We start from the raw sequence: 16,189 nt of genomic DNA, 5'->3' as shown, positions 1-16,189 counted from the left end.
TTTTTTTTTTTTCTTTTTTTCTTTGGGTTCTTCCCCCCCCCCCCCCCCCGCGGGGGGGGCGCCTCCCCCCCCCCTCCCTCCGGGCGGGGGGGGGGGGGGGGGGCCGGGGGGCCCCCCAACCACCCGGAAGACGTGGTTTTTGAAGTTACACTAAGCAGGTACGTCAACGGCCAGCGACCTGGAAACGGCAAGGCCGTAAACGGAATTCGGGAGAGAAAGCGTCCCTATACCGTGGCCGAGACCTCAACGGCCCTCGCGATCCCTGTTTCTGGTGGCCTCCAGTAGGTCCGCTCGGGCGTGACTGTAGTTGCGGTTTATGGCCTGCCCGATTAGACCACCCCGCTGCAGCTGTTCATAGGAGATTTGCGCGCCTGTCGCACGGGCTGCAGCCTCAAGACCTGCTATGTGGCCGTCCAGATTCGCATTTCGTTCCTCTGCCTCATGCTGCGGCGGAGGCATTTGCCGCAAGATGTTTTCCATGCCGGGAACTGCGTGAGCTTGGGCCTGTTGATTTGCATCGAACTGGTGATACGCGGCTATAATAGCATTGCGTGCCACCGTCCTGATGTTGCCATCCGGATCAGAAGCCAATTCAACGGCCTGATCAAGAATGCGAGATTTGTTTTCCTCATTGAACTTACCGAAGTTTGGCGCAACGTTAAAAGCTCCGAGAGCTTGCGAGGCCGGCTCCATGTTGCCAATGCGATTGACAACAGCATCTTGCATATGTGGCGTTAGGTAATTGGCTATGTTGCTGACCGCTCTGACTTGCTCCAATGCTACGTTATCCGGCCGGTACCCCAATTCGGATGTCAATTTCCAGGTCAGCTCTCTGGCTGATTGTCCGAGCTGATTGCCCCGCCTTTCAAATTTTGCGAGTTCAGTTTCTGACCCGGGTTGAGTGCCCCGAACGGCTGTTCGCGCTTGCCTCCCGAGGTCTTTGAAGCCCGCAAGATTTCGCGCTGTATCGCGTGGGTTAGCGGTTACCAGCCGTTCTGCTACCTCGCTTAATGGCCCCTCTGGAAGGGACAGGATGTTACTGGGTTCCCTCCCGCCTTGGGATGAACTTGCAGCTGCGCGTGCGCGTTTGTTATCGCGATCCATGCTCGGTCTCCAAAGTCGTTATTCTACGCAATGAGGTTACCACCGAAGCTTGACCTGCTGAACCGATATGATGTTACAGTTGTAGTCTGGCAGAGGGTTCCCAGCCCCGTCTAAGCCAAAGATGATGAGGCTGGCATCAAATGCGATGAGTGAGTTCTGCCTGAGCGCATGAATGGCACGCCGTCGCCGACTCTTTGGCTGCTTCCGGTCCTTGCAAGAGCCCGGCATGATGTCCGCCGCAGCAGCTTCTCCTTTGAGCGCAGGTTTGCATGCTCGAGGATTCATGACGAGGATCGCCCACTCCGGCTGATCAGCCGCGGCCGAGTTGTCGTGCTCCCTCGGCAAGGAAAACAGTCGCGACCTGACCGGTAATTTGCGCAGCGCCGCGCCAATAGCATCACTGTGCCATGCCCGCGACTAAGGCATTCCTGCTGGAGGCCCGTGGCAATCTCCCGACCCAGCCGGCGCTAGGCGAGGAGCAAAGGTCCGACGAGGAAAAATCGCGCGTGGGCGGGCCGCACGGTCGCGCAATGCCGCCCCGTCCTTCACTCGGCCGTGTGTCGTCTATGAGTGCCGCGGTCGTCAGCACCAGCCGGTGGCGAGCCAACCAACGCCTGGGCGATCGCGACTTCTTCAATGCCTTTGGGCCTGGGTTTTCTCAACGGGAGTCGCCTGGCAGCCACCGCGGAACGGACGGCATATATTCAGCGCCACCTCCGCAGCAACATGACCGGCTGCAATTGCCGCGCTGCCCCAATCGCATCTTTGCAGGCGCACCATCGATATAACTTGCTTTGGCTGCATCATCCCTCGCCTTCCACGCCCCTCGACGGTGCAGGACTCACAGAAAATTTCAATTCCCTAAAGACGGGTTCAGTTCTTCACGCTGCAGTCTGGGGCCAACCTTGCACGGTCCTACACGATCGGGTGCAAGGGGGTGAATGAGGGTGCAAGTGGCGCCGACGCGCTCTGCTTGTGAGAAGCGATTGGCATTACTGCCGGAATGCAGCCATCCTGGCCGCCACCATGCCTGTTCATGGGCGCAGCCTGAATTGAAAGCCCTATCAAGGCTCAAATACGCTTCAGCTTACCGTCGCGATCGGCATTAGACACTCTCGCCACCCACATTTCTGCGCGATGCCAAAGCAAACGATCTACGCTAACTGTCAGGCCAGATTTCTCGAGTGGATCCGACCGCAATGATGTATTCGCCAGAGGGAGCATGGGCACGTACTTGTGACGTTTTTGCCTATGCCCCCGCGCCTCACCGCCGAGTCGGCTCTGGGCTTGCGTGGTCGCGACCGAAGATCCCAAGCCCTGTCGCCAGCCATGACGACCAGTGTCGGCTTTGCAACAAAGTCAGAGGTCCGACGGACAAGGGCGGCTCCTAAACCGTGTAATTGAAACCTTTTCTTTTTGGCACGCTCAGTGCAGCAGATGATCCTCAAACGATGCACGGAACCGCGATACACAGTGAGGGGAAATGAACATGACAGGCATCATTGCGTCGGTTGCGCTGTCAACTTTGTCTGGCTGCCAGAGGTTGGACCCAGGCCTGATATCGTTAGAGGTCGATCCTACAAAGCGGCATTCCACGTCCTGGGGGACCCCGATACGCAGAGCAACGTAGACGGTCAGCGTGTTTTCACGTGTGAAGGCCTGAGAAGCGGCTGTACACGGTTCCAACATTGATTTCGACCACGACCTGGGGAACGGGGGGCCGATCCCAGGCACAGAGACCGAGATTTACCACGATCACTGCGCCATGACGAAATCGTTGGATCATCAGGCATGGTTGAGGGCACCAACTATGATGGGAGCATCGACAGAGGCGATGGGTATGCAAGCCTGCTTAGCGACCAGCAACAGTTTGCTACTTTGAACGAGCTCTCACAACGAAGGCATCGTAGAGCCGGCCAGAGTTGCCTCTCGCCTGAAGCCGAGGCGCGCCTCAAACCATTTTGCTGTGCAGGTCTTTGCCGCCCCATGCGATTTGGGAGACCACGCATCGTTGAAGCGGATCAGCTTGCTTCTGCTGAGCGCATTTCGGGGGTCGGAAGAGAGTGGTTCGATCCGGCACTGACCCTAGAGCGGGGGGGCTTGGTTGAGCCGGTGCCGGACCGAACCGTCTCAGGCAACGCCGGCTATGTCGTGGGATATTGCGGCAACTCCGTGGCCAAACCGCGGCGGTGATGTGTCGCAGATTCACCGATTCCAACACGCGCATTGCAAACGTGACTGGACGTCCCGGAAACCGCGCAACGCTACTGGGTATGACGGGAGCTCTGCCGGTGGGCGGCCACTCTTGGCTATGAAAATAGCCGCCCGATCACGACAGTCCGATGCAGGAAGGAAAATACTCGCAATGTTGATTCCGTGGGGCGCCTGGCGACACACCACCACAAGCCAGCCTGCGTCGCCCGACCCCATCGAGTTCGACCAGATCCTTCGGAAGGGCTCACAACAGAGGACATGCTATCCAAACATTCGGATTCGAAGCAGAAGTCATGCGCTTCAATATTGCGGACTGATGCAACAGGCCCGGCGATTTTCATGACCGGGCAAGGCCGTTCCGTTTGTCAGCGATGCCGGAATGGCGGAACGGCCCCGAGTCGCCAGTATACAGGTGAGGCGAGCCAGCCGGGTGTAGGGTCGGGCTCTCGGCCTTTCGGGGAGACCGCATGAGCGGCAGGGTTTCGCGGCGCCAGTTCATCGCAGCGGCGGCTGGCGCGGGGATCGCGGTCAAGATCCGTTTTCTGGGCCGGCCCGCTGCGCCCATTGCCAATTCGCCCGGCCGTTCGCCAAACTGGATCGGACCGGACGGTCGGCCGCGTTTCAGGATGGATGCCGTGGCCAAGGTCATCGGGGACAAGACCTTCACCCGCGATTTTCGCGCGCGTGACATAGCGGGCTGGCCGCAGCAACAGAGCCACGCCTTCCTGATCCGCGGCACCCGGGCCGACGCCCCGTTGGACGGGCTGGACCTCTCACTGCTGGGCGAAGGTCTCAAGCCCGACCAATTGATAGTCGGCGAAGACCTTGTGCGCGATGGTGTTGCGCCGCCGGAAACGACGGCTCCCGGCTTCTATGGCGACATGTTCCTGGTGCCGAAGGGACGCATTCCGCGCCTGCTCGGTCAGCCGGTCGCGCTCTTGATCTACAAGGATTTCGCGCGGTTCGAGGCGGCCAAGCGGCTGGTCCGTTTCGCCGAGGGCGTAGTGCGCTGGGGGGCGGCCGACGGCTACGACACGCCACCTCATTACGGCGCCGGCCGTTTCGTGCGTATCGGCGGCGCGGCATCGGATAAACCCGACATTTATGCTCCGCTCGAAGGCACCACGATCTACGGCAGTTTCGACGGCGATCGGGTCGTCTGGCCGAAGCCGGATCAGAGCGGCGATGCGGCGGCCCGCGCCATGTGGGCGGCGGGCGAGATCGAGCATGAGATCACGGCTACCGGCGACGACGCGTTGGTCCTGAAGCGAAGCTATTTCTCGCAGTCGACCGACGCCTCCGCGATGGAAGCCGACAATGGCAATGCCTGGTTCGAGCCGGGCAGTTCGACGCTGCACGCACTCATCGCGACCCAATCGCCTTATGAGGTGGCGACCTCGACGCTGGAAATGCTGTCGAAATCGCGGTTCGCGGTGAAGGCGCTCGACCTTTCGATGGGTTACACGGTCGGATACGGTACCAAGGATCATTCGATCTTTCCCTACTACGCCATCCTGGCAGGCCTCTATGGCGACGGGCGGCCGGTGCGTCTTGCCAACGATCGGTTCGAGCAGTTCCAGATGGGGTTGAAGCGCCATGCCTTCTGGATGGAGAACACGCTTGTCGTGGATCGCGTCACGCACGCCTTCCGCATCATGAAAGGCAGGTATCGCACGGATGCCGGAGGCCGGCGCAATTTCTCGCCCGACATTGGCAAGGTCGGGGCCAACGCGGCGCAGAGCATCTACTATCTGCCGAAGAGCGATTTCTCGGTCGAAGTCCGCGCTTCGCGCGCTGTCGATGCCGGTTCGACTCGCGGGTACGGAACGCTGCCGACCATGGCCGCGACCGAGATGATGGTTGATGAGGCCGCCGAACTGCTCGGCATCGATCCGATCGAGCTTCGCCTCAAGAACGCGTTCAAGACCGGCATGCAGAACTCGCAGGGCGCCATTGCCGGCGAGGCGCTAAGGACCGAGGAGATCCTGGAGCGAGCCCGTGCCCATCCGTTGTGGAGGGATCGCGCTGCAAACAAGGCGGCGTTTGAAGCCGCCAATCCGGGTACTCGCTATGGCATCGGTTTCGCGCAGGTGCAGAAGGACTACGGCACCGGAGCCGAGGCCGCGGTGACCACGCTGTCGTTCGATCCGTCCGGCCGGCTCACCATGCGCCAGAACGGCAATGATATCGGCACGGGCCTGGCCACCTCGCAGGCGGCGATGGTCGCCGACATCATCGGCCGGGTGCCGCACGACTATGCCTTTGGGATCGTCGACTGGCCCGAGATGCCTCTCGCCTCCACCGAGGAGCCCTATACGACGCCGCAGGACAGGGAGGACGCGCTGGCACGCAATCCACGCTGGACGCCGTCGTTTATTTCACCGATGAGCGCCTCAAACAGCGCCTATTTCGTCGGCCACGCCACGCGGATGGCGGCGCGCGCGCTGCTGCACCTGTCGCTCTGGCCGGCTGCGGTCGCGCTCTGGTCTAGTGGACCGGGCGGCGGGCGGGCGGGGCCGCTCGCTGTTGACATGGCGGACGTGCGGATCGCAGATGGCAAATTGACGGCTGGAGGGATGGAGCCGCTCGCACTGGAACAACTCGCGGCGGCGGCGCACAGGCTCAGCCTGGTCACGGGGGTCAGCGTCCATGTCTTCAATCGCGGACAATGGGCCGAGGCGGTGTTCGATGTGCCGAACGTCGGCGCCGTCCGCTTGCCGGTCGACGCGCTTTCGGTCTGCTATGGCCAGAGCGCACCGGCTGGTTTGAAGGCGCTGATGACCTGCGGCGGCTTCCATTTTCTCGACCGGCGCCAGGTCTTCTATCCGCCGGTACAGCGCCAGAACGCCGCTGGCACCTGTTACACGGGCGTGGCGACGATCGCCGAAGTCGCAGTGGACACCGCCTCAGGCGACGTGAAGCTCCTTTCGCATCATTCCATCCTCGAATGCGGCACTCAAATCGTGCCGGAACTTGTCTCAGGTCAGCTCCAAGGCGGCCTGGCTATGGGCGTCGGCCACGCCTTGCTCGAGGAGTTGCCGCTCTATGAGGACGGTCCCGGCGACGGGACGTGGAACTGGAACCGGTATCGCCTGCCGCATGCCAGGGATGTCGCGGTCTGGACACAGACATCGGAGGTATTGGCGCCGCTTTCCGATATCGACCCACCAAAGGGAATGGCCGAGGTCGTTATGATCGCGATCGTTCCGGCGATCGTCAATGCCGTCAACCATGCCATCGGCAAGCGCTTTTATCAGACGCCGATCACGCCAGAGAAGATTCTGCAGGCCCTGCCGTGACCGTCGCCACGCGACCACTTTCGATGACCGTCAACAATCGCAAGGTCGGTCCGTTCGACGTACCTGACGATCTCATGATGATCGACTTCCTGCACGAATATCTCAACCTTACGGGCTCGCGGCTTGGCTGCGGCCAAGGCATCTGCCACGCTTGCGCGATCATTCTCGATGGGCCGGAAGGAAGTTCCCGCGAGATCCGGAGCTGCATCACCGGAGCGCATTTCTTCGAGGGCAAGTCCGTCCGCACCATCGAAGCACATGCCGAACGCGACGCGAATGGCGACGTCATCCGGCTCTCCGCGATTCAGCAGGCCTTCGTCGAACGTTTTTCGTTCCAGTGCGGCTATTGCACGCCGGGCTTTGTCACCGGTGCAAGCGTGCTGGTTGAGCGTCTCAAAGAGAAGCCGGTCCGCAGGGCGGATGTCGAACGCACGATCGAGCAGGCGCTTGCGCCGCACATTTGTCGCTGCACCGGTTATGTCCGTTATTATGAGGCGGTCCGTCACGTAATCCTGAGCACGCCCGGCCTGGTACAGGGCTGAGGTCCGGCGATGAGGCGTTCCCTGGATATTTGGGCCTGCGGCACGCATCAGGTCGACGTACAGCCAATACGGGCGGTCTGTTTCCGGCACCTGGGCGTGTCCCTTTTGCTTGCCGCGATACGGTCAAATAGTTCTCGTCCGTGCCTGCGCTTGCGCGGCACGCCTCGCAAGAATATGCGGCTCGCGTCCCAATGTTGCCGAAGCGGTCCAGAAGAGCGTCTCTTTGTTGGCCCCGTTTCAAATCGAAGAACGGTTCACCGCTCATTTTTCCGCTTTCGAGATCGCCGCATGGACCCAAGCTGGCACTTTCGCCTTGAGGGCGACTACGCGAGTCCATTCCTCGGGTGTCAGTCTGTTCTTGAGCAACTTCGCGTAGTGGACACCGTTAGCTCGGCCAAGGTGCGCGATTGCCCGGATGGCTTCGCCCGACCTGTTCTTTGGCAGGCTCGTGATCCAGGCGGGCGCGTGCTTGAGGCGTATTGTGCGGCGGCCAAGTTTCAGGTTCTTCGACTTTCCGGTCGTGAGAAAGACTGTTTGAACCGGAACTTGTGTCGTCAGGCCGAGCTGGTTCGCCGCCGTAGCACCGGTATTGACGACCTTCTCACCTGACAAGGAAGCGTACGACTTCACGACGGCTTCCGCTTCCGGCAGCACATATCCATAAGGCGTCTTCCTGTAGGGCGTGTACATTCCCCTGTAGACGCGCGCCAGTTCGCCCTTTTTCGCAAGTCTGCTCAGAGCTTGATCGGCTGCCGCACGGTTTCCAGAGCCAACGAATTCCTTCGAAGTGAGCAAAGCACCTTCCTTGGCTCTTTTCGTACGCATTTGAACCGCTCGCGTGACCTCTTCCATGGCATTAGCTCCTGTCAGAGAGAAGATTCTAGTTTCTGACCGAATTCGCTTTTATCATATTGATTACAAAAAACAGTTCAAGATGGACTATGGCCAAATCTGGACGCTATATCCCACCCAAATTATGACGCGGCCTGCCTGTCCAAACTGGACGTCTGGCATGAGCTTTTGGAACGGGATCAGGCTGCCGCAGGTCTTCGACCTTCCTGCATGGATGAATGAGGCATCCGGGTAAGGCGACTGCGGAAGATGGCCCGAGTCATTGCCGCCCTCGCCCGCAACTTCAGGCCCGACGAGGTTGCCGATGATCGGCAGCTCCATTTCGGGGCCGCGGCTCAAGGGTTTTTGGGAATCAAATCGCGACCATCTTACGGCCGCACCAAAGTCGAAATCGGTCGATTCAGAATCCGAGCTTCAGCGTCGGATCCACAGTTTCCCGTGTTTTCCTGAAGGTCTCGGCGAAGTTGTCTTCCAGAGCCACGTTTGCCAACGCAAATTCGACGAGCTCGGTATCAGATGTCAATCCGCTTCGAGCTTTGGCCTTCTTATTAGATCAGCACTCACCCGTCCCGCAATCCTGCCGTCCTTCTCAGCGCGCAGGCCGGATTCTTCCGCCCTCTGCAGGACGGCGTTAATCCTGGCCAAGCGACGCATCTGCAATTTCTCAGCCAGTTTGGGAAAGGTTCTCGTCCGCTTGCCCACCGACCCTTGGCCGCGACGCATACGTACAGCTATCTTCGTCATCGGGGTTCCTCGCAGGTCCCGTTTAACAAAAATCGATTTTAGACAACATAGCCGGCGAGGTGATTTTTCAAAAACCCCAAAATAAAAGGCGGTCGTTGGCAGCCCCGGAGGTTGGGTTGCTGAAGCTCTCCAAAAGGAGGGATGTCACGGCTGCAGCGACCGGATGGCTGGGTTTCGGAGCGCCAGGTCGTAGGCGCTCCCGGGCCAAGCTCGCAGCGGTGAGTTTTCACCTCATCCGAGCGGCCCGGCAGCGCCAAGTTGGCACGATTCGGGTGTTGCCAGCATCGCGCCAATTCGAAAGATCGGTGAGGCCTTGACCCTCGCCAGCACCTGACATGCTTTCTATAAGCAACTTGCGTAGGGATCGCGTGTGCAGCTATGATATCGAACTCATTGTGGACGCTGACATTTCGGAGGACCCTGCCTCCTCTTTGATGTCGTCTAGCCCGATGGCGTGCTTCAGCTATTGGGGGACGTGGAGATGGGCAGCAACCATCTGGTTGTCCGTGACCTGCATATCGGGGGCGATGCCCAGGTCCAATGGGGTTGGTCCGAATTGCGCAAGCTCGGTCGAGTGATCGCGGAGAAGCTTAATGTCGACTACATCGAAGTTCATGGAGCGGTTCGGACAACGGGTGCGAACCCGGGACGTCGTCCGGGTGTCGTCAGGCTCTCCCGTCCGGCTGAGCCTCAGCTTTCTACACGGCGCGAATACTCCTGAGGCTGCTCGGGTTCTTGTCAGGAGACAGCTGCCGCTGAGGACGGCCCATGCGGTACTCACGGAAATGGTCGATCACGGCAAGGCGTTCGTAACTGTTCCTTGCGTCGACGACCTGCGGGCACTTAAGGACGAACTCTCGTCCGCAGGAGTGATCGCGAAGGTTCATGCGCCGCGGCCGATAAGCGTTCGCGAAGTTCGGGATCGCACCAAGCTGTCCCAGGAGGCGTTCTCCGTGAGGTATGGCCTCGATCTGGCAACGCTTCGGAACCGGGAGCAAGGTCGCTCGGAACCGGATGCAGCGGCGAATACTCTCCTTTGGACCATCGCCCGGAATCCGGAGGCAGTCGAAAAATCGCTCGACATGGAGGACGAAGTGGCGGCGCCGTCTCGCTAGTAGTCTAAGTCTAGGGAGAGGGCCGTCGGAACGGCCACTCCATCGCGCGGCTACTCGGCAGCCAACGCGATGGCCGGCCGCCGGACGGAAGGCAACAGATCCGGGAGATGAGCGGATCCGGCCTGCTGTAGCGCCTTTCCGTCAGCCGTTTCTCGCCTGACCGCCGCAGTGCCAGAACGGGCCGCCCCGCCTTCCGACGCGTGTAGGGGCCCCGGTCACTCAGCAAGAAACTCGATTTGTTTCGCGCTGAATATATGCACAGGAAATCAGCATCTTTATGTCGCGCTATATAGCTCTCGAAGAACGGAAATATCCCGGCGAGCTAGCGTCGCCACAGCAGGTTCACGAGCTGGCAGAGGAAAACCGCAAGGCGGCAAACCACCTCCTTGAGCTCGGACGACCCGGCAAGCCGCTCACCAGAGCGCCTGACCGCGCTTTTGCTCCATCGTGGGCACAATCCCAATCAGATCCGCAAACTGCAGCACGACCTGTCGAGACGCACGGAGCACGGACTGGAGGCGGGCCTGCGCCTTCGCACGAAGACGGCCAAGCATCTCCAGTCCCTTAGCCAGAACCGGGAATATCTCGTCACCCGCTACGGCCCGGAACGGGCCGCCACCGCCTTGCAGATAAACCGCCTCACCGCCACCCTTGAAGAGGTGGCGGCAAAGGTCAGTGCATTGATCGCGCTGCCCGCGAGATTGCAGCAGGCAGATCCAGCTGCCTCCGGGGAGGTTCACGGCCGGGATTCAGCGGCCTCCTGGTCTGCTTCGACAGTTAATCCAATGACATGATGCACCAGGAACACGTCGACTAGGTACGCAGCCTCGTCCCGTGAAATCGGCAACATGTCTGCGGTGATTTCATTATCGATATAGGACTCGGCGTCCCAAAGGGTGCGAGTCAGCTTCTCGTTGGCCGGCTCAATCCGCTCAAGGACCCTTTCGAACGCGGCGTTGGCAGCCTCGATAAGCACAGTACGGTCGGCCCCGGCGACTGGCAGGGACGCAATAACGGCATGGGAATCCATGACGAACGTTTCCTTCTGGAGTGGCGGTCTCTTGCCTCAGCATTTTCGGTCGCCATGCCGACGCTGGTTCTTGCTGGGGTGGCTCGTCGAAGCGCCAGGCGCCACCTTGTGCTCACATGCGCAGCCGCAGGATACGCGAGAATTCGGCAGATGCAATCCAAGGTGACATCGTCGAGCACGGCAGCGCCAGGGACAGAACAGTGTCGGCGCAGTAGGCGAAAGGCGGTCTCCGAGCTTTAGCTTCCCGCACGAAGCGATCTGGAACCAAGCCTGATCTCCGGAGCCGCCGTCGCGCGTCCCGTCAAGCGCAGGCGCGCGCACTCCGCAAGGGCTTGAGCGGAGCGTCCCTTGAGGACGAGCACGGCTGCGCGAGGGACAGAGCGCGTCGGAGGCGGAGCGGGAGCGGGTTCAGGCGGCCTGATCCTTGGTGTGTCCAGAGCGTCTTCTTTGGTCGGCCGCTTACGCTGTTCCTGGGGGTGGCAACCTGGCCCTATCCTTGTCGAAAGCAAGGAGCTAACGGGATTAAGCCTTCCGGTTTCGGCACGCGTTGTCTAGTCGGCGGATAGATGAGTGTTGTGATGTCTGCTACAATCGAAAAGTAGAGTCGAGGGGGGCGACAATGGTTGAAGTGTTCCGCGGAAGGAGCGGTAAACTCGAACACGAAGGGGCCGCGCTCGGTAGAGTCCATGCGCAGGCAAATCACCGCAAGGCGTTGGGGTACTGGCTCGGGTTCTTGAAGGGCGTGATGGCCAGCGAGCGGGTCGAGCGGGCGGAGATGCCGCCACTCAGGGTCGAAGCTGAGCAGTTCCTGTCCCTTCTTCACGACGATGATGCTGCCGAGCTCATCCGCGATCTGGATATTTGGGGTAACGCGCCCGAAGAGATCTACGCCGTCCTTGAAACAATAATCGGCATACGCTCACGGGAGTTTGTCGCAGCTGACGACAAGGACGAAGTCAACGAGTTCTACGGATTCTGTGCCGGTATCGCCTGCGACAACTCCATCACGCCAGCAGAGGTCGAAAAACTGCTGTCCAGGTTGGACTCGAGTGTGGTCCTGCGCAGAGACAGCCGCGTGGCAACTCTCGGAGAAACTGCCAGAAGGTCTTTTGCTGACGGTCGCATAACCGCCGACGAGGCAGAAGACATATGCGGGTGGATTGCCCGTCTTGTCGGCGACAGCGCGACAGACACGGGGCTGCCTACCTTCGGCAATGTGGGTGTCATTGACGGCGCCTTGGAGGATGCAAGCCAGTTCGTGATTCCGAGCCGGATGTTCGTCCTCACGGGGAAATTCGCCATCGGCCCTCGAAAAGTAATCGCTGCGATGATTTGCGAACGCGGCGGTGATTGGAAGGACACCGTCTGCGGCCAGACCGACTACCTCATCGTCGCGGCCGAAGCGTCTCGGGACTGGAAGCACAGCCACGAAGGCACGAAGATCATCAGGGCAATGGAGCTTCGCGAAAAGGGAGGTCGGCCGCATCTGGTTCTTGAACCGATGCTGGCCAAAGCGTTGGGTTTCTGACCGCCTCCATCCGGCAAAGGGAAAACCTATTGTCTTGGAGGTGCGGCTTCAGAGCCTTGTCGTCGGAAGCGCGGAGCTGAACACCTGAGCCTTAGTGAATCGTGATACGGGTGTCTGGGCGCTCGCCACACTTTTCTGACAGTTTTAAGGCGAGCAGCGGCGGCACCTGCAGGAACAATATCTCCCGCAGGATCGCGGCACCGTCGTGCTTCACTGGTTCACCGGAAGCAAAAGCGAGGCTCGACGTGCGGCGATGCTCGGCTGCTATTTCTCCGTCAAAGCCGAGATGACCCGTTCGGATCGCGGCCGCTCTCTCGCCTGCACTTGCCCATCGATCTGATGGTGACAGAGACAGACGGCCCTTTCACTGCCAAATGTTTTCTGGCAACGAGAGAATTTTGAAGTTTCGTAGACTATCGGGACCAGTTGGACGATTTTGCACCTCGCGGCCTCCCGGCGGCTGCTTGACGCTCGTTAAATACCGTCGCGCAACATATATATCACGCATCCTGGACCGATGCCATCCAACCGCAAGGGAGCACCGCCCGGACTGCCCGCGCCTTGATCAAACCCTGCGTTCTGGTTATATTACTGGAAATATGTCGGAGGCAACTATGGGCAGCTCGCAAAAACGCGCCATTCAAAACTATCGATCTCGCCTCAGCGAGCGCGGCTTGGCGCGCTTCGAAGTGCTTGGCCGCGATGCTGATCGCGACCTCATTCGATCTTTGGCTCGCCGCCTGGCCGAAGATGGGCCGGATGCCTCTAGCCTGCGCGCTGCTGTCAGCCAGACCATCGCGGGCGAGCCACCCAAGCCTGGCGGGATCCTCGCCGCATTGCGTCGTTCGCCGCTGGTGGGAGCTGACCTCGATCTTTCCCGCCCCCATGAAGAGGGACGGAAGATCGACCTGTGACAGGCTACCTCCTCGATACCAACATCATCAGCAATGTCGTCAAATCGCAGCCGTCGGAATCGCTCCTGGCATGGATGTCGAGACAGCGTGACGAGGATTTGTTTATCGCTTCGCTGACCGTTGCGGAAATTCTTCGCGGGGTTCTGGAGAAGCCGCGCGGGAAAAAACGCGACGCACTTGAAAAGTGGTTCTCTGGGCCTGAGGGGCCGCCGGCGCTGTTTGCGGGCCGCATCCTCTCGTTCGACGACAAAGCCGGGCTGATCTGGGCGCGGCTGATGGCAGGAGGAAAAGCGGCCGGCAAGCCGCGCAGCGGGCTCGACATGATCATCGCCGCTGTCGCCGGAGCGAACGAGTGCGTGCTGGTAACGGATAACGAAAAAGACTTTGCCGGGCTCGAGGTCGTCAATCCGATACGCGGAGCGGTCTGATGCGGCGGCGGGTCAAGGAATGCTCGGGAGGGTAAGATGACTGAACCCAGATAGAGTGGACAGACTCCACTTGGAACCCGGTCGCAGGGTGCTCGATCGTTACGGCAGGCTGCACCCATTGTTATGCAATGGAGATGGCCAGACGGCCTGAGGCCATGGGCATCGCGAAATATGCGGGGCTTACCCGTAAAACGGGAAAGCGCACGGTGTGGAATGGCGTGGTGCGGGAAGACCGCGAGGCGTCGTCGTCGAAGGTGAAGGACCGGCTGAGAATCCAGATGTCGTAGAAGTCCTTCATCCTGCTATTCGCCCGCCCCAGCGCCACCATCGCCTGATATTTCTCGGCAATGACAGTTTCCCGCGCATAAGCCCGCAGCCGGGGCATGGGAAGTCGAGCATGGAAGGATAGTCCAGCTCTTCGGCACCAGGCTCCAGCGCATCGCCAAAGCCGATGTCGATCGTCAGGCTGACCCGGGCGCCGCTGATCGAGGCCGTCGTCCGCAGCCTGAGCCCACCATACTCCAGCTCCTCGCGTATGCGGTCGACCCGGAGTGCGTCAGCGTCGAACTCGACGCCATCGCCGGCGTCCTGCGCCAGGACCTCCCGAAAGGTCGCCAGCATTGGCTCCGCGCTCGGATCGCCAAAATCCAGCAGGTCAAGGTCGCGGGTGCCGCGGTGCGGATCATCGAACCAGCTCATCATCAGCATCGCGCCTTCAGCACGAAACGGTCGGCGTGGGGTGACTGGCTAAGCCGGAAAAGCAGCCGCTCGAGGGCGAAGCGGGTCAGAACCAGATCGAAGCTCTGGCCACTTACCTTGGCGAGTTGCAGCAGACGTGCGCGCACCGAGGCGCCGATGTTCTTGATCTCTTTAGCCATTGGCAGTCAGCGCCTCGATATACGGCCGGATGACCGTGGCGACACCGCCACGCTCGGACTGCCTGGCAATTTCGCCGGGCGTGGCCTTGCGCTGGCGAAGCGCTTCCTGGAGGCCCTCGATCGCCACCGACAGGCCGATCTTGTTGCGATATCGGAAACAGTCCGCGATTGTTGTGACAACCCCAAAGACCTTTACGGTCACGCCCTCGACAACATGAGTTTCGACGCTGTCGTTGAGCAGACTTTCGGTAAAACGCACGATGCGAATGGGTGTGCCGTTGGGTTTGGGAGCCCAGTCCTTCTGGCCGATGGCCAGCCATACCTGTCTCGGAAGCTGATCGGTCAGCTGGTGGAATGCCAGGGCTGACACAAGGCAGACAACGCCTTTGGGTACGCGCTTGGCAGCCTCGGCTAGGCTATGATTGGCGTCGAGCGGCGCATCGGAGAGCTGGTAGAGGCCGCGTGCGAGCCGGAGCACCTCCCCATCCCGTTCCATGCGACTCATCGTGGCCGCTGTTACGCCGGCGTTGCGCAGCTCCGCGAGACGCGCGATTCCGCGCACTGTCAGAAGTGCGTGGGCGATTTGGCGCTGGGGAGCGGGCTCTGGCATTGATACGAAATCTCGGGACTAAGGGGTTACAGTCCGAGGATTTGTATCACTTGTTGAGAATCAATGAAGCCAATCGTCAGCTGCATTGAGCCTTGCGCCGCAGCCATGCTTTGAGTTCGCCGTGGACGGCGGCGACTTCGAGCAGGATATTGGTTTCCCTGGGATGTGGTCCATCGGGATAGAGATCGGAGCCATGGACAACATGGATTTTTCATCCCCGTCGATGCTGAGCGTCCTGCCCATCGCGCGGGGACCAGCGCATGAAGGCCTCGGCCGTTCGCCGCATCTTCGCAAGCCGGCCTTACCGCGCAGCCGCCGTTGTGCTGGGGCGCATCCTAGCCGGTATGCACGTGTCGCAACAGATCCTTCAAAGAAAATCGCGGACTTTTAGCACTCTAAACCGCTGAGAATATGTACGTTGAGCCTGTCATTTGAGCCGCGGGTCGAGACCGTGGCGTATCGGAAACGATCTGCGATGCGGTCGGGCGTATTGACCTCGCCGGACGGCAAGATTGCCTCTGAAATTAGTGGGAGGACGCCAAATGGACGAAGTCAATACAAGGAGTGCCGGCCGATGGTGACACTGGTCATGCGCCTAAAGGCCGCGGCTCATCTTGATCGACTTCGAATCCTGGGACTTTGTGCGCATGCGGACCTAACCGTCTGCGAGCTAGCAGAAGTTCTGAGTCTGTCTCGCGAGCACGTGGTCGCACACGTCCGCCAGCTCGCCAGAGCCGGCTTTCTTCTCGGCAACGAACAGCGCCCCTGGCCTTCGTACCACCTCGAAGCAGGAGGCTCGGACGGCGGCTTGGTTCAATTGTTGGTTGATCTCCTGCCCCACGGCGATGGCCATCACACACAAGACCTACAGCGCCTGGAGGCGATACAGGGGGCGCGGTCCAAGGTGGCCGCCTGCTTGTCCTGAAACTTA

13 protein-coding genes and 2 pseudogenes are annotated in these 16,189 nt (G+C 60.4%); 9 read left to right on the top strand and 6 right to left on the bottom strand.

Annotated elements, in window-relative coordinates; translation table 11 throughout:
• Positions 1-243 precede the first annotated feature (243 nt).
• A complete protein-coding gene (locus AC0L3O_RS22125; protein ID WP_065010963.1) occupies positions 244-1,104 on the bottom strand; it encodes a hypothetical protein in 861 nt (286 codons plus the stop codon).
• Between the two features lie 2,681 nt (positions 1,105-3,785).
• Here AC0L3O_RS22125 and AC0L3O_RS22120 point away from each other — a divergent pair.
• The gene (locus AC0L3O_RS22120) at positions 3,786-6,617 is read left to right on the top strand and encodes a xanthine dehydrogenase family protein molybdopterin-binding subunit (protein WP_473616589.1); all 2,832 of its coding nucleotides are present in this window, start codon (positions 3,786-3,788) and stop codon (positions 6,615-6,617) included.
• A 23-nt stretch (positions 6,618-6,640) separates the two neighbouring features.
• Positions 6,641-7,159: a (2Fe-2S)-binding protein gene (locus AC0L3O_RS22115; RefSeq protein WP_473616587.1), complete on the top strand. Its 519-nt coding sequence runs from the start codon at positions 6,641-6,643 to the stop codon at positions 7,157-7,159.
• A gap of 261 nt (positions 7,160-7,420) precedes the next feature.
• Here the strand turns inward: AC0L3O_RS22115 and AC0L3O_RS22110 are convergent, their stop codons facing one another.
• On the bottom strand, positions 7,421-8,011 hold the full coding sequence (locus tag AC0L3O_RS22110) for a DUF6088 family protein (RefSeq protein WP_473616586.1): 591 nt from the start codon (positions 8,009-8,011) through the stop codon (positions 7,421-7,423).
• A 1,529-nt stretch (positions 8,012-9,540) separates the two neighbouring features.
• Between AC0L3O_RS22110 and AC0L3O_RS22105 the strand changes: the two genes are divergently transcribed.
• Positions 9,541-9,870 carry a helix-turn-helix domain-containing protein gene (locus AC0L3O_RS22105; RefSeq protein ID WP_473616585.1) on the top strand — a complete coding sequence of 110 codons (330 nt, stop codon included), beginning with the start codon at positions 9,541-9,543 and terminating at the stop codon, positions 9,868-9,870.
• A 386-nt stretch (positions 9,871-10,256) separates the two neighbouring features.
• Positions 10,257-10,664 carry a hypothetical protein gene (locus tag AC0L3O_RS22100; protein WP_473532499.1) on the top strand — a complete coding sequence of 136 codons (408 nt, stop codon included), beginning with the start codon at positions 10,257-10,259 and terminating at the stop codon, positions 10,662-10,664.
• Here the strand turns inward: AC0L3O_RS22100 and AC0L3O_RS22095 are convergent.
• Entirely contained in the window at positions 10,607-10,900 is a 294-nt protein-coding gene (locus AC0L3O_RS22095; protein WP_473616583.1) for a hypothetical protein, read from the bottom strand. The genes AC0L3O_RS22100 and AC0L3O_RS22095 overlap by 58 nt on opposite strands.
• A 619-nt stretch (positions 10,901-11,519) precedes the next feature.
• On the opposite strand from AC0L3O_RS22095, the gene AC0L3O_RS22090 reads away from it, so the two are divergent.
• The 5 genes and pseudogenes from AC0L3O_RS22090 to AC0L3O_RS22070 form a co-directional block, all read left to right on the top strand.
• Positions 11,520-12,428, top strand: coding sequence for a BRCT domain-containing protein (locus AC0L3O_RS22090; protein ID WP_473512907.1), 909 nt, complete (start codon positions 11,520-11,522; stop codon positions 12,426-12,428).
• 205 nt (positions 12,429-12,633) lie between these two features.
• Positions 12,634-12,768 carry a hypothetical protein gene (locus AC0L3O_RS22085; RefSeq protein WP_473512908.1) on the top strand — a complete coding sequence of 45 codons (135 nt, stop codon included), beginning with the start codon at positions 12,634-12,636 and terminating at the stop codon, positions 12,766-12,768.
• 274 nt (positions 12,769-13,042) lie between these two features.
• Positions 13,043-13,342 (top strand): hypothetical protein, encoded by a 300-nt coding sequence (locus tag AC0L3O_RS22080; RefSeq protein ID WP_082982646.1) that lies wholly within the window; start codon positions 13,043-13,045, stop codon positions 13,340-13,342.
• Positions 13,339-13,770, top strand: coding sequence for a PIN domain-containing protein (locus tag AC0L3O_RS22075; RefSeq protein ID WP_065010975.1), 432 nt, complete (start codon positions 13,339-13,341; stop codon positions 13,768-13,770). Before AC0L3O_RS22080 ends, AC0L3O_RS22075 begins: the two co-directional genes overlap by 4 nt.
• 50 nt (positions 13,771-13,820) lie before the next feature.
• Positions 13,821-14,012, top strand: a pseudogene (locus AC0L3O_RS22070) (DUF5131 family protein); the annotation flags it as partial.
• Here AC0L3O_RS22070 and AC0L3O_RS22065 read toward each other — a convergent pair.
• The 3 genes and pseudogenes from AC0L3O_RS22065 to AC0L3O_RS22055 all read right to left on the bottom strand — a co-directional run.
• Positions 14,012-14,648 (bottom strand): annotated as a pseudogene (locus tag AC0L3O_RS22065) (nucleotidyl transferase AbiEii/AbiGii toxin family protein); the annotation flags it as partial. The pseudogenes AC0L3O_RS22070 and AC0L3O_RS22065 overlap by 1 nt on opposite strands.
• Complete coding sequence (locus AC0L3O_RS22060) at positions 14,641-15,258, bottom strand: type IV toxin-antitoxin system AbiEi family antitoxin domain-containing protein (RefSeq protein ID WP_473616582.1); 618 nt, start codon at positions 15,256-15,258, stop codon at positions 14,641-14,643. The pseudogene AC0L3O_RS22065 and the gene AC0L3O_RS22060, both read right to left, overlap by 8 nt.
• A gap of 670 nt (positions 15,259-15,928) precedes the next feature.
• Entirely contained in the window at positions 15,929-16,111 is a 183-nt protein-coding gene (locus AC0L3O_RS22055) for a hypothetical protein (protein ID WP_065010976.1), read from the bottom strand.
• Positions 16,112-16,189: the final 78 nt, after the last annotated feature.

Source organism: Mesorhizobium sp. WSM4810, assembly GCF_055811235.1.
The sequence above is the reverse complement of the archived record's forward strand: the minus strand, read 5'-3'. Positions and strand labels throughout refer to the sequence as shown.